Raw genomic sequence first — 16,441 nt, 5'->3', positions numbered from 1 at the left:
GTGTAGGCGGTGCGTATAAAAAACTTTTTTTGCACCGGGATGGTGGGGGCCAAAATGGTTTCACGAGTTTCGACGGTTGCGTTTCAGGGCATTGATGCAGTGCCGGTTGATGTTCAGGTTATGGTCGCGCCCGGCAAGATGAATATGCACATTGTCGGTCTGCCGGATAAAGCGGTGGCAGAAAGCCGTGAGCGCGTTCAGGCGGCACTACATGCGTCCGGTCTTTCAATGCCGCCCAAAAAAGTAACGATCAACCTTGCGCCTGCGGACTTGCCGAAAGAAGGAAGCCATTTTGATTTGCCAATCGCGCTTGGCCTTATGGCAGCTTTAGGCGCGATTCCGTCCGATAGTTTAGCCAATTATAGTGTTTTGGGCGAACTCTCGCTGGATGGAACCATTGCCGCTGTCGCGGGTGTGCTGCCTGCTGCGATTGCTGCAAACAGCGTTGGCAAGGGGTTGATATGCCCTTATGAGTGCGGCGCGGAAGCCGCTTGGGCCGACAGCGATATGCCAATTCTAGCCCCGGTGAGCTTGATCGGCCTTGCCAATCATTTCAGGGGCACGCAGGTTTTATCACGTCCGCAACCGGTAACGCGCATCGCCAAATCTGTCCTGCCTGATCTTGCCGATATTAAAGGGCAGGAAACGGCAAAGCGGGCATTGGAAGTCGCCGCTGCGGGCGGTCATAACATGCTCATTGTGTGAACAAAAGACCTTCATTTAACTTAGTTGTACACGCACTGAATGTGGATAAATATTCGAGTTAAAATTTCCAGTGATGGGCTTGTGTCAATTATTGACTTCATTCTGAAATGCTCGTTCATCTAGAAAATGCTATTCCAGTTGCCCTTGATAGCTTTAATGGCCATCCCCATGATTTGTTTCACCGTGCCGGCTTGTTCAGGTAGACCTTGCTTTCTTCCGTCTGCATTTGTGGTAACTAACTGGGAATTTGTTGCGCCAAGATCAAAGTGAAGCAATAGCTCAAAACTACTCTTTCTTAGAGCCATATTTAAATCTTGTAATGATACCCGGCCCGGCGTTCGGTGCATTTTAATTTGATTATGAACAATGATGTTCCTAACTTTGTATAGGCATTCATGCCAAGACTTCTGCTCGTCAATCTCGATGTGAGAGTTCTTCAAGAAGCCGATGCATTCAACTTTCAGCTCCTCAAACGCATTGCGATCCACGGTGCTCCGCAAATATTTTACATCTAGCCAAGCTATGCGCTTTCTCTCTGAGGTAATGTTTCCTAGTTGCTCTTTTAATGCCCATGTATCCAATTGGGCACTTGGAAGCTGTCTAATCTCTTGCTGGAAAATTCTATCAATACAAAATTCTAGGATTTGATAATATTGGAGAAATCCCCCAACGCCTGAAACGTCAGCGTCACCGCGCTTAATTAACTCGCTGATTACTTCACTATCGCCCTGAGCATCTAGGCAGGGCAACCTCAACTTGATTGGTCCCGAAGGAAGTGGGTGCAAGCCGTTAATTGTCTCTGCTAAGGATTGAAATCCCAAAACTTGATAAACGCCTCGTTCAAGGAGCATTAACTCCAAGATTGAAGTGGACACATCGGCATTCGCAAGTGCCTCGCGACTAAAAACGAACATTGTGAGATTATCAGAATAAAGTTCATCCAGATAAAGTTCGCGATGCTTCAGTTCGGCCATCGACCGCACAACTGAGTATTTATGGATGTTTTCCAAAGTAGTGAGTTTACGAAAGCCGACTTCCGCAAAATTGCTTGGCCATCCCTCCTCAATGCCCACGCCTGACTTCAATGCAGTGAGAGGAAAGGCAAATCCCAAACGATGCTGGCCGGGTGAAAGTGAAACGATGCAAGTACCCGCCTCACGGACCGGCCCCAAATTACAGAGCAGAGCGTAGTATTTTCCAGAGTCCCTCTGGCTGCTAACTGTGATGCCGTGTTTAACCGTGCAGATCACGCCAAGGTCTGATTTTAATTGAGCCTCCTGTTCACTACGAGCTACATTCAGATCAAGTGATTTGAGGTCTTCTGGTGTGGCATCCAGGAATGCTGACAAATATCTACGCCTTTAAAACATCATTTGGTAGGTTTCTTCTGCTGAAAGCCAGCATTTGGAAAGGTCGAGATAAGCTTCGCTGTTCGGGTTTAGAAGAGCTCGGAATGCAAACTGGAAGTAAGCGCGTTGTGCGTCGCCGATGCGTTTGGCGTTCTTTGAAATTCTGTCCAAAATCCCTACCAATTGGTCTAACGCCTGGCTCGGTTCTCCGGAGAATTTGATCTTGCTCGCCTGAGCCTTAATCGCATCGAGATCGCCGTACATATCTTGATCAACCAGTCTTTGGCACTCGGCCCCAAATCCGGTCATCACCTGGGTTCTGGAAAAAAGAGAGGCTACGTTCGTCGCGAAGGGCCGAACAATGTCGTTACCTGGAGAATCTTCGTCTATCTCAGTATCGAACGCCCAATTGTCATCCAATTCCTCTACAGCTTTTGATAAGCTATTAAATGCAACTAAAAGTTGCTGCATATCATCATTTTTTGGCTTGTATTCGAAACTCTCGAGAAACTTCAGCTCTTTTAATTCGCCTACTAACGCCTGTTTTGTATAGGGCATCGGCGAGCCTGTAGAATATGCGTAGAACATGTCTACCACGTCAGAATATTTGAAAGTTGCAGCCCCACGAGCTCTCTGCTCATCAGCTTCACGTACGACTTGTATATTGTCTGGAAGTTGAGCGTTATCAATGTAGTCATTATAAAGGATTTCAAGTTGATGCCTGAAAGACATGGGTGTCTGTCCGGTGTTCAACGTTAGCATTCGATACAGTATACCCGGCTTAGAAAGGCCAACATAAATTTCTGTTCTTATTAGGCTCGCTTTAAGGTCATTTTTCTGATCTTCGCTGAAACCGCCTTCACCTCTTAGTAGAATTCCAGCGATTGTTAATGTTCGCTGTAGTCCGTCCAAGATAAGAAGTTCGCCGTCCGTCGCGGCTCGCTCAATAAAAGCATAGATCTCAGCCCACCTTTTAAACTCCTCTTTTTCGCGAATTGCGTCTTTGACCAATAGATCTAAATCAGCGCCATATGCGTTAGTAACTGCTAAGATAATTGGTGGAATGACGCAGCCTTCTACCAAATCATCCCGAAGCAAGTCATAGGTCTTGCCACCACTTTTTACCTTACGGCGTTGGTAGTCATTTTTATCGAGTATGTTGGGAGCGAACTTGATATATTCTTCGATACTTAAGACTGCTGCAATATTCACGCCCATAATCTTTTTATCTATGAGTTGAGAAATAAACTCCATCAGTCAATGTCCTTTTTTCGGCTTTGAAATTTGATCATAGAAGTTATGGTAAGGTGGGCAAGGGGGAACTTTGAGGTTTTGTATACTTAAGAGTTACTAATGACGCGCGAGACAAATTTCATATTTCTAAGAGATTTTTAATTTCTGCTTCGCACAATAGTTCTGCGGCACCTGACAAATCGTATCCAAGATATCTTAAGATCTGCCCTCGCGGCCTTGGGTAGACATGAAGCTCATTGCCGTTGTCCCATTTCTTGTGAGTTCCCGAGGACATTCTGTGAATTAGCTTGGCTGCCTGAACTCTTTTGAACTCGGACTTGAGTTCTGGTTGCGGGTCAGCTTGCATCGTCAACTCAATGGCTAGCCAGGCCGCAACCACACGAACCGGGTCGACGTTGGCTTTCCGAAGTCGAGCCCAAGCAGCCTTAGCGCGTTGCTCTGGGTTTAATCCACGCAGTCTGAAGGCTTCTACATGTGGACCAGCATTAGCGTATAGCGTCTCAACACGTTGAATGGCGTTGGCTACATAAGGATCGTCTCGGTTGGCTTCCAGCCATTCCAAAGCACGCTTTCTATGTGGCGCTATCTCTGCCGCCGTGTAGGAGCGCTTGTAGTAGCTTCCGTGTCTTGCATGGTGATCTGAGTGTTTGCGGCAGTAGCGCGTGTCCAAGCCATCCCCAGTGCCCGCTCTAGCCGTGTTTGGGCAACCCAGGACGCTGCATCTAGTGAACATGTGGCTAGGGTGTGCTGCGCGTTGCTTTACATCAGTCTTACGCTTTCGCTTATTGGAATAATTGTTCAATCTCGAGTCCCTCTATGGATTGTCTTGGGTTCTCTAACTAAAGGTCCTAACATGGGTATAGGCTCTGGTCTCAACTTGAGAATAATAAGTACCTTGTACATACATGTACTACCCACCAACCTAAGTAGCTTCTTCAGTTGTAACTTTAGCAGGCACCCCAGCGACCTCTTGAAAAGCCTCAAGCATGACTGACTTAGAATGCTCAATAGATGACTTAGGTACCAGTACCGCATCATGGATGGGGAGGGCTGTGATGCCTTGATCGTTGAGCCTCTTGAGCACAGCCACCATGATATTGCTCTCGATAAATTGCATGTCATGCCCAAGCCCCTTGAAGAAAAGGTGTTGTATTGGTTCATGCTTAGCTTCGATTGCCTTCACTACGTCTTTGATAGTCTCCTGATTTGGAAACTCTTGGCGCGTTCCTTTGGGGAATTTTGTTAGCCGTTTGTTGGCGAAGATCATTGAACTCATGATACGTTTGATCCCAGTGCGGTAACCTAAGAAGCCTTCTAATGCATAGTGGTCGTTCTCAGGCGGTGGCGCTTTTGCCATGCCATAGAGTATGCGAGAGCCAGCTTGGCCATAATCAAGCTCAACGACGGGTTCGTTGCCAATTCTTATGCCACGCAGCCGCTCATCCTTGCTCATGGGCTGCCAGAACCCACCGTACAGTCTGCCTCCCTTGTGGAAGCTCCCATAGGTGAATATGCGTCGCATGCTGCGTTCTCGGGTATCAAGGGGAACCGAGGGATGCATGCCTCTAATGTATTCATAGGATATGGGTGCTCGCTCTAATCTGTCGTTTATCTCCTGCAGTTCTTCCCTCAATTTGTGGGTATAGTCGTCATCTTCGTAGTCTTGATAGGAGGCGACATTCCAGTAGTCGTCAGGGTCCTTGGCGCTCTTCAGAATTATACATTCGCCCGGTGCAACGCTGATGAAATGGTCCTCGTCTACGTCATGATGACTGACTAGTTCTTGCAGTCGCTGAGTTGGCCATACAGTTGTCGAGCGTCTTTTGGTCTGGTCTCCAAGTTGTTGAGCGATAAGGGCAACCTCAGGATTGCTCAAGGTATTAAGGATTTTGGGAAGTGCTTTACTCCACACGCGGGGCCTGTAGCGCGTATTCGTTCCCAGTAGCCGATTAGACCTAGGAAGGAATAAACCGCCCTCAAAGCCCTGAGAGTGCCGATAGATAAGGTCTGAGAGGACGGCCTCTAGGGTGAGTTCAAATGTCTCTTGGTCGTAAGGGCGGCGTTTGTTCCGCTTTATAGGCTGTTTAGCCAAGAAGCCCTCGACAAGTGATATAGCTTCGGCAACGAGCGCTTTGCTTTCGTCTGTGCCAGCGCGGCGCTCAGTGTTTAATGATCTGTCGTTTGTAGAATTGGTCATATGGATAAATCAAAAGTAGCCACCCCGCATGCCGTCACAGACGTTTAGGGAGGCATGGGCAGAGGGGCAGGGATGCAAGGCGTTGTTAGCTAGGTTACCCTGAGGAAGGATCGCTGGTTTGAACCTGAGGTGGCTCCCAGAATGGGTTATCATCGCAATGATCGACGTCACCATCCCATAGGGCCGCCATGTGCCCACCAAAACGGTCGCCATCAATCACCTTGAAGCCGCAGAACGCATCAGATGCGTAGTAACCCGCCAACTTGAGTTGGACGTCTAAGGCTGCATTTTCTTCTTCAAAAGGGTAGGCTCGCAATAGCGCTATAGTGCCTTTTCCATTGAAGATGAAACGCGCTTCTCGCATTAGTCGCAGCGCTAAATTGTGTCCACGCCATTCTGGGGATACTTTAACCTTATCAAGGTATATCGCACGTGTAATTAGCTTCTTGAAACTGCGGTCACCCACACCCAGTACGTTGGAAACTAACGCGGTATGCGCTGCAAGGACATCAAAACAAAGTCCTCCGTCCGTATTATATGCTTCAACAAAATCATTGAAAGTGATTTCCTCAAGCGTCGGAATTGATCTGAAATCCCAACGGTAGCCTGTGAGTTTAGCAATTGGCTTTTGGCCCTCAATTACGGCACTGATTGTGAACTCAAGGTAATCTGGAAATTCGGGATGTCGCTGAAGCGTAGAAGTTATGTCAAAGCTATTTTGGGTAGTCATAGGCTGGTTTGTTTCTCTAATCGTTGGAAGCTGGCTGTGGTTGGATGGATCATCTACTGCTTGCGTTGCAAGCCCAAATCATGACACGCCCAGCTCTTTCTTAATCCGGTAAACGCTATCTCGACCGATCCCCAAGTCTTTAGCGATCCGTGACGGAGACACCTTATCTGCGAGAAGTGCCGCCACCTTGTCCCTGTCTATAGAATTAGGTCGTCCCTGATATTTTCCTTCGGCTTTTGCCTTGGCAATACCAGCACGTTGACGCTCCAGCATGATCTCGCGTTCAAACTCGGCGACGGATGCCAGAACAGACAGCATGAGCTTTCCTGTGGCGTTCCCGGTATCTAGACCCATTGACAGCACCTTGAGGGATACCTGCTTCTTGTCGAGCTTCTCTTTGATGCTGAGGAGGTGTTGAACGCTCCTTGCGAGACGATCCGGCTTGGTCACAACAAAGGTGTCGCCCTCACGCGCATAGTCTAGCGCCCGCTCTAACTCAGGGCGGGTCTCTACCGTGCCGCTGATGTGTTCTTGAAATACCTTGGTGGCACCTGCAGCTTCTAGCTCAGCAACTTGGTCTGCAAGACCTGCTGTTTGTTCGACAGTGGACGTTCTGGCGTAGGCAATAGTCTCAGGCATGGTGCAAGCTCCGGTGTCGCATTAGGAGCTAAAGGTATAAGACAATGTGTATTATAAGTCAATCAGATATTTAAATAAGACGCACTGCGGTGCTGTTTGATGTGTCTGCCAAGGGTAGGGATATATAATACAGTCTTTTCACGCAAACTTAGGTGCGCCCGCGATGACTGGATAGTTGCTATTAAGCGATAGAAGCATCTCCGATTGATGAAAGATGCTGTTGATTAGATCGGTTGCAGTGAGACTGGGGGGTAAGGGGGAATTAACGCATCTTAGTTGTATATCTGTAGGGCAAAGAAATTTGCAGCGAATATTTTGCACTCCATGAGATCTTTGCTCACATCTTCACTTACTAAGTCGGTTCACTATGCAAACATTTGAATTGCATTACCCCCTTAGAGAAAGTTGCCACAGGCTGGGCGTAATCTCGAGGGTTTTATTTCCAACCAATTCGCCTGGGTTCCTTAGGATTTCAATCCTTGGATTTGAACTTAGTGCGTTAGTGACAAGATAGATGTGAAAAGACTCGCTACTTTCGGCACATGTGGCAGCTCGCCATTCATTTGGCGTGAGCTCAATTTCATTTATAACATTTCCAACTGTAGACTTAACCTCAATGAAGATCGGTCTCCTATCGTTATCATATGAGCTAATGTCCCATCCAGGATACTCGCGCAAAGCTGCGTCATGCTTGATATTGTCAGCTAGATCTTTATGGCCCGCTTTAGTTAGCTTATCGATTTCATATGCCATCACTGCTCTTTCGCCGGCATCGCCGACCTTTACCGACTCCGTGGACCGTCTTTTTGAATTGCCACCAGAGCCTTTGCCCCTCTCTTTCTTGCCAGGGCGTTTAGCAAACTCCATGGCGACGGGTACCGTAACAAGCGTCGGCAGAGGGATGCTTGCCTCAAGTAGCTCAGCGACAGAAGGAGCGGATGGTACATTGATCAGATCCTCATAGAGCCTGAGCATCCTCCTATAATCCTGCTCTAGTTGCTTACCCTCAGGAAGAGATCTGGTGTGATACGCGGGAAATGCCAGAATGACGCCAGCTTCGTATGCCTTCAAAAGCCAGCCGCCTCTTGGACCTGCAATATCAATTTCTTGTATAACGTCTGTATCATCTGCGGTGCAGAACCTGCGCAATACTGATGCTGCACTAGCAATCTTGGACAGGGACTTTTTACGACCATACTGGCGCTCAAATTGAGTGGCTCCAACTGCTAAGCTTAAATAAACACGATCGCAATCACTGGAGAAGAGGTAAACAGGATAATAGCCATCTCTGGCGGATTGGGTGATCCTAGTGTCAAATGTTGCTACCCACGGCGCATTAGAGACGTTGCCGCGCCCGGTAGAGCCTTCTACTTTCAAGTGAGCGCTATCTTTACCGTTAAATGAACTCAACTCGGACGGAAAATTATGCACTATCGCTTCATATACCGGAGCGGTTTTGTTTGTGGTTTTGCCTTGTCTATATGCGGGCCACTGTTTGGCGACGAATTCGATGCATTCTCTTATTTCCATTGGGATTGGCCCATGCTCTAAATACAGTTTCAAATTAGAATTATAAGCTGCATTTAAATTCCGCAATACGCGAGTACTAAGCAGGTAATCCACAAAGAGTGGTCACAGCGACGTGCAGACAAATGTATTCGAGTGTGCAAACAGCACCTTAACCTGGCCTTATTCTAATTCGGGCAGCCCATACATGATAGAGCTAACGTGGTCAGAATGTCGCCAGCAGAAGTTCAGCTCGCCTCTTAGATAGTCGATTTCAACTCTGGTAAATAGTTGCCGTAGGGTTGCATTGATATGGGGAATGTTTGAGGGGCGATTCCCGCACATTCCGATTAATTCTGCTAGGGTATCCTTTATTCGGTTACTCAGAGCGTTTCCGATCCGACTCGTTAAGATGTCGAATTCCTCTGAAATATCATTGCGAACACCTTCAAGCTCCGCAAGTCGAGCAAGTAGTGATTTTGAATGGCCGGTAGTTTCAATTGCTCTTATTAAATTGTCTATCTCCACATCTTTACTTTGAATATGATTCAGAAGCTTATGCCAATGCTCATTCAATTGAGCATCCACAGGGGGGAGATCAAAATTAAGAAATTCTACGTCATCTATAACTGCATCTTGTATATTATCTAAACTGACCTGCTTATAGCTACACGGCCCTCCAGCCTTTGCAATTGTGCATACTAAATATGGCTGTCCGCCTTTACGCCCCTTGTTAACTCTTGTCATAGTTGATTTACATGAGGGGCAAGTTGCCAGGCCAGCCAAAATTGAGGAAACACGTCCAGAACGCCCTTTTCCAGCACCTCTCCCTGAGGCCATTACAGATACTCGCTCAAAGACATCTTTCTCGATAATCGCTGGATAATAATTTGGGATAGGTTCTAATGGAAATCGCCGCCTTTTACCATCACTGATCTGCGTACTATGGGGGATGTAGGTGCCGATTACTGCAGGATTTGCGAGCAATTTACTTACATAAGACCGATGCCATATCTTCCCTCTTCCAAATACTGGAACGTTTTTCTTGTTGAGTTCTTGGGCTATGCTGTGTTGCCCCATGCCTTGCAGGGTATCTTCGTAGATTCTTCGAATAATCTCGGCTCGCTCATCAACAATTTCAAAATGAGTTCTATCCGGGTGTAAATTCAGCCAAGCTGGGCAAACTGAAGTGAGCGGCTTGTCTTTGGCTTCCTTTCTCTTTTGCTCCCATGCGGCACTTAATCGCCTGGCCTTCTTTAAACTCTCTTCATTTGCTCGCGCGGCAACCAAAAGTGCAACTAATAAGGCAGTAGGGTCTTTGTCTATGATTTCTTCAGTGTACTCCCGACCATCATCCAAAGTTACGACGGTGATACCTGCTTCACATATTTCTTCTAGCATTCTAACGGCTTTGCGGGGCGTTCTGCGACTTAGCCGGTCTAGGCTTTCAACTATAAGATAGCTGCCAGGCGCAATGTCTTTGAAACGGATTGCTTGCAAGAAGTCCCCCAGGCGGCCGGTCTCCACATTCGCCCCGCGGAAAGCTGAGACGCCCAAATCCTGAAATGTCAATTGATCATCGAGGTGAAGCCCATGAGTTCTTGCATAACTTTCGGCGGCTTCAATTTGCCTTCTTAGACTATCACCTTTCATCTGATCAGGAGTAGAAAAACGAATGTAAGAATAAGCGCGGGGTAAAGGAGAACTTTTCATATGGAGCACAATATTTGAATGTAGGTCTATTGTCCATAATATGCTTCTTGTTGGTCCGCCCGGATCGGGAAAATCAATGTTGGCACAGCGATTAGCATCAATTTTACCATCGCTTAGCCCGCGGGAGCTTTTGGATGTGTCGATGGTCGCTTCAATTGCCGGTGAATTGGCAGGTGGCGAGTTATCCGACCGGCGGCCCTTTAGAGCGCCGCATCATTCGGCTTCAATGGCTGCTATGGTCGGCGGAGGCTTTAAAGCGCGGCCAGGCGAGGTTTCACTTGCGCATAACGGCGTACTTTTTCTCGATGAGTTTCCTGAATTTACGCCGCAAGTGCTCGATAGTCTCAGGCAGCCGCTTGAGGTGGGGGAATGTATGATCGCACGTGCCAACCATCGTGTGACATATCCTGCAAGAATACAGCTCATTGCGGCCATGAACCCGTGCCGTTGCGGTATGGCGGGTGAGCCGGGCCATAGTTGCGCGCGCGGTGCTCGGTGCAAAACCGATTATCAGGCGCGAATTTCGGGTCCGTTGATGGACCGTATTGATTTACGTGTGGAGGTGCCAAGTGTTTCGCCCGGCGATTTGATCCGTGCAAAACCCGGAGAAGCGAGTGCATCGGTTGCCAAACGTGTTGCCCGTGCGCGTGTCCGGCAATCCGAGCGATATGCCGCTTTAGGCCAGCAAGACATCACAATGAACGCACATTGCCCGACAGCGCTTATTGAAGATGTCGCACAAATGGATGACGGCAGTACACATCTGCTTGCGGACGCAGCTGATAAGATGAAGTTTTCTGCGCGTGCCTATCACCGGATATTAAAGGTAGCGCGCACATTGGCAGATCTTGACGATAGCGACTGCATCGGCCGCATTCATATCGCAGAGGCAATCTCTTACCGTATCGCAGGCGACCAGTTGTCGGCCGCCGCCTGATACGGCCAACGGATTAACTGCTGCGTACCGCGATTGCCGTTGCCGCGCCAGCCAGACACGTGGCGGCGAAACGGTTAAGCAGTTTGAGCGCTTTTGGCGTTTGTAAGAACATACGGGCTTTGCCTGCCGCTGCGATATAAGGCAACAGCGCTATCATCAATACAATAAAGGTGAGCACGACCAGAATTGAAAAGTCGGCAGCAGTGATCATTGTCAGATCAAGCAGGTTTGGTAGCAGGGCAAGATAGAAGATAATCGTTTTGGGATTGCCTAATGTGACAAACAGCCCTGCCAGAAAACTGGACCATGAACCGCCAACTTTTTTAGCCGATATCTTTTCTGCTGTGATTCCGTCGCGCCAGAAACCCCACGCCATATAAAGCAGATATGCTGCACCGGCATATTTAAGAGCCACAATAACCCAGCCAAAAGTCGTGGCAATATATGCCAGTCCCAAAACAGCTGCGGCAAGATAAGTTACATCGCCCAGCACCAAACCAAACAGCATCGGCAATGTTGGCTTAAAGCCTGAACCGAGCGCTCTTGCAACCAAAGCAATGACGCCAGGGCCGGGAATGGCTGCCGCAATACCGAGCGCTACAGCATAGGTCACAAAGCCTGTAAGTTCCATTTTATACCCCTGTTGATCCAAACCCGCCGGCACCGCGCATTGTCGGCTCGGGCAGACTGGTGGTTTCTTCCGGTTTTAGCTGTGTTACCGGCGCGATAACCAATTGCGCAATACGCATTCCGCGCGAAACAGTAAATTCTGTATCGCCATGATTGATGAGTAAAACCATCAATTCACCGCGATAATCGCAATCAATCGTGCCGGGCGTATTAAGGCACGTAATTCCATGTTTAAGCGCGAGGCCCGAGCGGGGCCTTACCTGACCCTCATAGCCATCTGGAATGGCAGCGATTAAGCCGGTTGGCACAAGAACCCGCGCACCGCTTGCCAATACAAGCGGCTCATCTTCCGGCACGGCAGCGCGAAGATCCATGCCTGCTGCACCGGCTGTTTCATAGCTTGGCAGTGTGATGCCTTCGCTATGGGCAAGGCGATAAAAAGGTAATGTCATCATATGGTTCTGATGCAGTTCATCGCGGCTTCCGTCAAGCGTTTACAACGTCCTCAAAGCCACCAAATATCATACGCTTTCCATCAAATGGCATTTGGGCCGATTCTATGGCCATACGCGGGTCTTCCATGATTTTGGGCCATGCCGCATCTGCAATATCTTTCGACGGCCATTCTACCCAGCCCACGATGACATCTTCATCATCGGTTTTCTGTACCGCTTTATGCAAGGACGTGATTTCACCATCGGGAACATCAATGCCCCATGTCTCAACATATTTTGTTGCTCCATGGTCTTTAAAAGCCATGGAGACGTTTTCAGCATGTTTGATGAAGCGGTCTTTGTTCGCTTTTGGCACGGCTGCTACGTAAACATTGAAAAACGCCATTTCTCCTCACAAACTTGATATGAGATAAATTGTTGCACGAAGAGTTGAGTTTACTTCGACCGGAGATTTTGTCGACTCAGGATGTTTGACACAAACCTGCTTGCCTGCCATTGGAATGTGCAAAACAACGGATAGAATAATGCCTTCGACAATCGAGACAGAAGCCAAGCGCCGCCGCACATTTGCGATCATCGCGCACCCTGATGCTGGTAAAACGACATTAACTGAAAAGCTGCTGCTTTTTGGTGGTGCTATTCAGCTGGCTGGTGAGGTTAAAGCCAAGAAGAACCGCACTCATTCCCGTTCAGACTGGATGAAAATCGAGCGTGAGCGCGGTATTTCTGTCGCAACCTCAGTGATGACATTCGAATATGGTGACAACATATTCAATCTTTTGGATACGCCTGGCCACGAAGATTTTGCCGATGACACCTATAGAACACTGTCGGCTGTTGACAGTGCGGTCATGGTTCTGGATGCCGCCAAAGGTATCGAGCCGCGCACACTTAAACTTTTTGAAGTGTGTCGTCTGCGCGATATTCCGATCATAACTTTCGTCAATAAAATGGACCGCGAGAGCCGCGATCCGTTTGAAATTCTGGACGAGGTTGAAGAAAAGCTGGCGCTTGACACCGCGCCGATCACCTGGCCGATCGGACGGGCCAAATCATTCGCCGGCACTTATCATTTGGCTGACAATGCTGTGCGCGGTTCAGATTCCGAAGTGGAACGCACACAGGTCAATGGCCCTGAAGCCGATGCGGCAGCGGGACTGCTGCCTGAAAATGAGCGTGAGGGTTTCATCGAAGGTGTCAATCTGGCACGCGAAGCCTGCCGTCCTTTTGATCAGGAATCCTATCTGGAAGGCCATTTGACGCCGGTTTATTTTGGGTCGGCGCTGAAAAATTTCGGCGTGCGTGATCTCATTCACGCCTTGGCACAATTCGCGCCGCCACCGCGCGCGCAGGAAGCCGACAAACGAAAGGTGGAAGCGTCTGAAAAAGGCATGAGCGCCTTTGTTTTTAAAATTCAGGCCAATATGGACCCTAACCACCGTGACCGCATTGCATTTGCGCGGGTTTGTTCCGGTGCGCTTGATCGCGGTATGAAAGCCAGACTTGTTCGGACAGGAAAATCGCTGACTTTGTCGGCACCACAATTCTTTTTTGCGCACCAGCGCCAGACAGCCGATACCGCCCATGCGGGCGATGTTGTCGGCATTCCCAACCATGGTTCATTGCGTATCGGTGATACGCTGACCGAGGGCGAAGATTTTGTGTTCCGCGGCGTGCCGAACTTTGCGCCGGAAATTCTGCGCCGCGTGCGTCTGAAAGATGCCATGAAAGGTAAAAAGCTGACCGAGGCCCTACAGCAAATGGCTGAAGAAGGTGTGGTGCAGCTGTTTATTCCCGATGACGGTTCTCCGTCGATAGTCGGCGTTATTGGCGCTTTGCAGCTTGATGTTCTAAAAGCGCGCCTTGATGCGGAGTATTCGCTGCCTGTTGAGTTTGAGACAGCGCGTTTTTCAGTTTGCCGCTGGATTTCATCTGAAAACAAGGCATCCTTCGATGCGTTCTTGAATAAACACCGGTCTTCAACCGCGAAAGATCTGGATGGCGATCCGGTCTTTCTGGCCGAAAATGGGTTTTCTTTAAACTATGAGGCAGAACGTGCGCCGGATATGGTTTTCAAGACAATTAAGGATTATCAAGTCAGTAAAGCGGCGTGAAATGGCGTTCCAGCCTTTCGACATTATTTAGCAAGTTGTTCCTGTTGAATGGCGCCAAGCATACCTATGTAGAGACAAAGGCAATCACCAAAGGAGAGCATTATGGGTTTGCGTATCAACGACACAATTCCTGATATCACGGTCGATACCGATCAGGGTTCGTTTTCACTGCACGAATTTATCGGCGATAGCTGGGCTATTTTATTCTCGCACCCGAAAGATTTTACACCTGTATGTACAACGGAATTCGGCGCTGTGGCCCAACTTTCCGATGAATGGGAAAAACGCGGCACCAAGGTTCTTGGTATTTCCGTGGACGGTGTTGAAGATCACAAAAAATGGAAAGGCGATATTGAAACATTCTCTGGCGCAAAAGCAGGTTTTCCGATTATCGCGGATACTGACCTAGCTGTAGCCAAGGCTTTTGATATGTTGCCGGCCGAAGCCTACTTGCCGGAAGGGCGCACGCCAAATGACACCGCGACAGTGCGCGTGGTATTCATTATCGGCCCTGATAAAAAGCTAAAACTGTCAATGACATATCCAATGAATGTCGGGCGGAATTTTGCTGAAGTTCTTCGTGCGCTTGACGGTTTGCAAACCGCTGCTGCCAATACTGTGGCAACACCTGCGAACTGGAATGTCGGCGATGATGTCGTCATCCCGGCAACAGTTTCAAATGAAGATGCGGCTGCAAAGTTTGGCGATTTTAAAACGCACTTTCCTTATCTTCGCACCGCGCCATTACCAAAGAACTGATTTTTTAAAGGAGGGCGGAACGATTCTTTCCGCTCTCCGTTTTCTCCTCAAGTAACGAAGGAGAAAAATGAATGGCAGACGAACTGTTATCGACAAAAAGCGCTCTCGGCATAGTTGCCGATGATTCATTGAGCCGTGACGAAAAAGAAACTGCACTTCTTCAATTGCGCGAAGAAATTACATCACAGCAGTCAGATGGTACTTTGGATCCGGGGCTTGCATCGCGCGCTTTGCAGGACATACAGGTGGCAATGGCCCGTATTGATGAGTAAGAGCGACCATAGAATTTAAAAAGCCCGGCAATCGCCGGGCTTTTTGTTTGTATTAAATTACCGCTTTTTCACGAATAAAACTGCCGTTACGCAATTCATGAAAAGCCTGTTCCAGTTCCTGGCGGGTATTCATGACAATAGGTCCATGCCATGCAACAGGTTCCTGAATAGGTTTCCCTGAGACAAGTAAAAACCGGATGCCGCGTTCACCGGCTTGAACAGTCACCTCATCACCTTTGTCAAAAACAACAAGTGTGCGGTCACCGGTCATATCGCGTAGATGCAGTTCATTGCCCTCGACCTCTTTTTCCACCAGAACCCCAAACGGTCGTGAAGCATCACGGAACGTTCCTGATCCATCAAAAATGTAAGCAAAGGCAGATCGGTAAGTATCGATCTTAAATGACTTTTTCTTTCCGGCAGGCACCGTTATGTCGAGATATTGCGGCTCGGACGCAATACCGTCAACTGGTCCCTTCTTGCCCCAGAACTCACCGACGACAACGCGCACGATCGTACCGTCATCATCGATAATTTCAGGAATATCGCTGCCTGAAATATCCTGATAACGCGGTGACGTCATTTTCAGATCAGAGGGCAGATTGGCCCATAATTGAAAGCCGTGCATTTTACCACTTGCATCGCCTTTAGGCATTTCCTGATGCATGATGCCTGAACCGGCCGTCATCCATTGAACGGAACCTGCACCAAGCGACCCTGAATTACCCAGCGAATCGGCATGGTCAACGCTGCCTGCCAACACATAAGTGATGGTTTCAATGCCGCGATGCGGATGCCATGGGAACCCTTTTTTGTAATGTTCGGGATTGTCATTGCGAAAATCATCGAAAAGTAAAAACGGGTCAGCAAGCGCAGGGTCACCAAACCCGAAAGCGCGGCTTAAATGAACGCCTGCACCTTCCATTGTCGGCTGGGCGTCCGAGATTTGTTTTATCGGTCTAATAGACATTTTGCGTCTCCTTTGACCGTTAAAATAGAGCGTCCTATCGTGTCATTAAAGTGAACAATAACGGACATACTGTCTACATTTTGAGAACAATAAAACTTCCAGTTTTACAAAGACTGGATTTAGAAGACTGTTCTGGCGCAACTATTTGATGTAATTGTTGTGTCAAAGTGAATCGGCTTTGCAGATAAAACAGGTGCGGGGCTGCAAAACA

15 protein-coding genes and 2 pseudogenes are annotated in these 16,441 nt (G+C 48.4%); 5 read left to right on the top strand and 12 right to left on the bottom strand.

What is annotated here, in order from left to right:
* Window positions 1-54: 54 nt before the first annotated feature.
* Window positions 55-702, top strand: a pseudogene (locus SU32_RS04660) (magnesium chelatase domain-containing protein); the annotation flags it as partial.
* 122 nt (window positions 703-824) lie between these two features.
* On the opposite strand, the gene SU32_RS04655 reads toward SU32_RS04660, so the two are convergent.
* The 8 genes from SU32_RS04655 to SU32_RS04620 form a co-directional block, all read right to left on the bottom strand.
* Entirely contained in the window at window positions 825-2,054 is a 1,230-nt protein-coding gene (locus SU32_RS04655) for a hypothetical protein (protein ID WP_053998186.1), read from the bottom strand.
* 12 nt (window positions 2,055-2,066) lie between these two features.
* Complete coding sequence (locus tag SU32_RS04650; protein ID WP_053998185.1) at window positions 2,067-3,308, bottom strand: hypothetical protein; 1,242 nt, start codon at window positions 3,306-3,308, stop codon at window positions 2,067-2,069.
* A gap of 118 nt (window positions 3,309-3,426) precedes the next feature.
* Entirely contained in the window at window positions 3,427-3,978 is a 552-nt protein-coding gene (locus SU32_RS04645) for a hypothetical protein (RefSeq protein WP_201454877.1), read from the bottom strand.
* A gap of 252 nt (window positions 3,979-4,230) precedes the next feature.
* Entirely contained in the window at window positions 4,231-5,505 is a 1,275-nt protein-coding gene (locus SU32_RS04640; protein ID WP_053998183.1) for a hypothetical protein, read from the bottom strand.
* 94 nt (window positions 5,506-5,599) lie between these two features.
* Entirely contained in the window at window positions 5,600-6,235 is a 636-nt protein-coding gene (locus SU32_RS04635) for a GNAT family N-acetyltransferase (protein ID WP_053998182.1), read from the bottom strand.
* 78 nt (window positions 6,236-6,313) lie between these two features.
* Window positions 6,314-6,874, bottom strand: a complete 561-nt coding sequence (locus SU32_RS04630) for a recombinase family protein (RefSeq protein WP_053998181.1) — start codon at window positions 6,872-6,874, stop codon at window positions 6,314-6,316.
* Between the two features lie 387 nt (window positions 6,875-7,261).
* Window positions 7,262-8,404, bottom strand: a complete 1,143-nt coding sequence (locus SU32_RS04625) for an MrcB family domain-containing protein (RefSeq protein ID WP_053998180.1) — start codon at window positions 8,402-8,404, stop codon at window positions 7,262-7,264.
* A gap of 159 nt (window positions 8,405-8,563) precedes the next feature.
* Window positions 8,564-10,093: a recombinase family protein gene (locus tag SU32_RS04620; RefSeq protein WP_053998179.1), complete on the bottom strand. Its 1,530-nt coding sequence runs from the start codon at window positions 10,091-10,093 to the stop codon at window positions 8,564-8,566.
* 34 nt (window positions 10,094-10,127) lie between these two features.
* Here SU32_RS04620 and SU32_RS04615 point away from each other — a divergent pair.
* Window positions 10,128-11,030: pseudogene (locus SU32_RS04615) on the top strand (YifB family Mg chelatase-like AAA ATPase); the annotation flags it as partial.
* Window positions 11,031-11,043: 13 nt separating this feature from the next.
* Here SU32_RS04615 and SU32_RS04610 read toward each other — a convergent pair.
* From SU32_RS04610 to SU32_RS04600, 3 genes are read right to left on the bottom strand one after another with little or no spacing between them, the layout of a single operon-like run.
* Window positions 11,044-11,661: a LysE family translocator gene (locus SU32_RS04610; RefSeq protein WP_053998178.1), complete on the bottom strand. Its 618-nt coding sequence runs from the start codon at window positions 11,659-11,661 to the stop codon at window positions 11,044-11,046.
* Between the two features lies 1 nt (window position 11,662).
* Window positions 11,663-12,115, bottom strand: coding sequence for a dUTP diphosphatase (dut, locus tag SU32_RS04605; protein WP_053998177.1), 453 nt, complete (start codon window positions 12,113-12,115; stop codon window positions 11,663-11,665).
* Between the two features lie 31 nt (window positions 12,116-12,146).
* Window positions 12,147-12,500 carry a DUF1428 domain-containing protein gene (locus SU32_RS04600; RefSeq protein WP_053998176.1) on the bottom strand — a complete coding sequence of 118 codons (354 nt, stop codon included), beginning with the start codon at window positions 12,498-12,500 and terminating at the stop codon, window positions 12,147-12,149.
* Window positions 12,501-12,639: 139 nt separating this feature from the next.
* On the opposite strand from SU32_RS04600, the gene SU32_RS04595 reads away from it, so the two are divergent.
* The 3 genes from SU32_RS04595 (at window position 12,640) to SU32_RS04585 (ending at window position 15,260) form a co-directional block, all read left to right on the top strand.
* Window positions 12,640-14,229, top strand: a complete 1,590-nt coding sequence (locus tag SU32_RS04595; RefSeq protein WP_053998175.1) for a peptide chain release factor 3 — start codon at window positions 12,640-12,642, stop codon at window positions 14,227-14,229.
* A 102-nt stretch (window positions 14,230-14,331) separates the two neighbouring features.
* A complete protein-coding gene (locus SU32_RS04590; protein ID WP_053998174.1) occupies window positions 14,332-14,988 on the top strand; it encodes a peroxiredoxin in 657 nt (218 codons plus the stop codon).
* Between the two features lie 71 nt (window positions 14,989-15,059).
* Window positions 15,060-15,260 carry a hypothetical protein gene (locus SU32_RS04585; protein WP_053998173.1) on the top strand — a complete coding sequence of 67 codons (201 nt, stop codon included), beginning with the start codon at window positions 15,060-15,062 and terminating at the stop codon, window positions 15,258-15,260.
* Window positions 15,261-15,312: 52 nt separating this feature from the next.
* Here the strand turns inward: SU32_RS04585 and SU32_RS04580 are convergent, their stop codons facing one another.
* A complete protein-coding gene (locus SU32_RS04580) occupies window positions 15,313-16,230 on the bottom strand; it encodes a pirin family protein (RefSeq protein WP_053998172.1) in 918 nt (305 codons plus the stop codon).
* Between the last annotated feature and the right edge of the window lie 211 nt (window positions 16,231-16,441).

Source organism: Ahrensia marina (assembly GCF_001293565.1).
GTDB lineage: Bacteria > Pseudomonadota > Alphaproteobacteria > Rhizobiales > Rhizobiaceae > Ahrensia > Ahrensia marina.
This window is presented reverse-complemented; position numbering and strand designations above follow the sequence as displayed.

Coding starts and splice junctions, on each gene's coding strand:
- SU32_RS04650 (WP_053998185.1), bottom strand. CDS start 3,308: ATGGAGTTTATTTCTCAACTCATAGATAAAAAGATTATGGGCGTGAAT.
- SU32_RS04640 (WP_053998183.1), bottom strand. CDS start 5,505: ATGACCAATTCTACAAACGACAGATCATTAAACACTGAGCGCCGCGCT.
- SU32_RS04620 (WP_053998179.1), bottom strand. CDS start 10,093: ATGAAAAGTTCTCCTTTACCCCGCGCTTATTCTTACATTCGTTTTTCT.
- SU32_RS04580 (WP_053998172.1), bottom strand. CDS start 16,230: ATGTCTATTAGACCGATAAAACAAATCTCGGACGCCCAGCCGACAATG.
- SU32_RS04600 (WP_053998176.1), bottom strand. CDS start 12,500: ATGGCGTTTTTCAATGTTTACGTAGCAGCCGTGCCAAAAGCGAACAAA.
- dut (WP_053998177.1), bottom strand. CDS start 12,115: ATGATGACATTACCTTTTTATCGCCTTGCCCATAGCGAAGGCATCACA.
- SU32_RS04595 (WP_053998175.1), top strand. CDS start 12,640: ATGCCTTCGACAATCGAGACAGAAGCCAAGCGCCGCCGCACATTTGCG.
- SU32_RS04625 (WP_053998180.1), bottom strand. CDS start 8,404: ATGGAAATAAGAGAATGCATCGAATTCGTCGCCAAACAGTGGCCCGCA.
- SU32_RS04590 (WP_053998174.1), top strand. CDS start 14,332: ATGGGTTTGCGTATCAACGACACAATTCCTGATATCACGGTCGATACC.
- SU32_RS04635 (WP_053998182.1), bottom strand. CDS start 6,235: ATGACTACCCAAAATAGCTTTGACATAACTTCTACGCTTCAGCGACAT.
- SU32_RS04585 (WP_053998173.1), top strand. CDS start 15,060: ATGGCAGACGAACTGTTATCGACAAAAAGCGCTCTCGGCATAGTTGCC.
- SU32_RS04630 (WP_053998181.1), bottom strand. CDS start 6,874: ATGCCTGAGACTATTGCCTACGCCAGAACGTCCACTGTCGAACAAACA.
- SU32_RS04610 (WP_053998178.1), bottom strand. CDS start 11,661: ATGGAACTTACAGGCTTTGTGACCTATGCTGTAGCGCTCGGTATTGCG.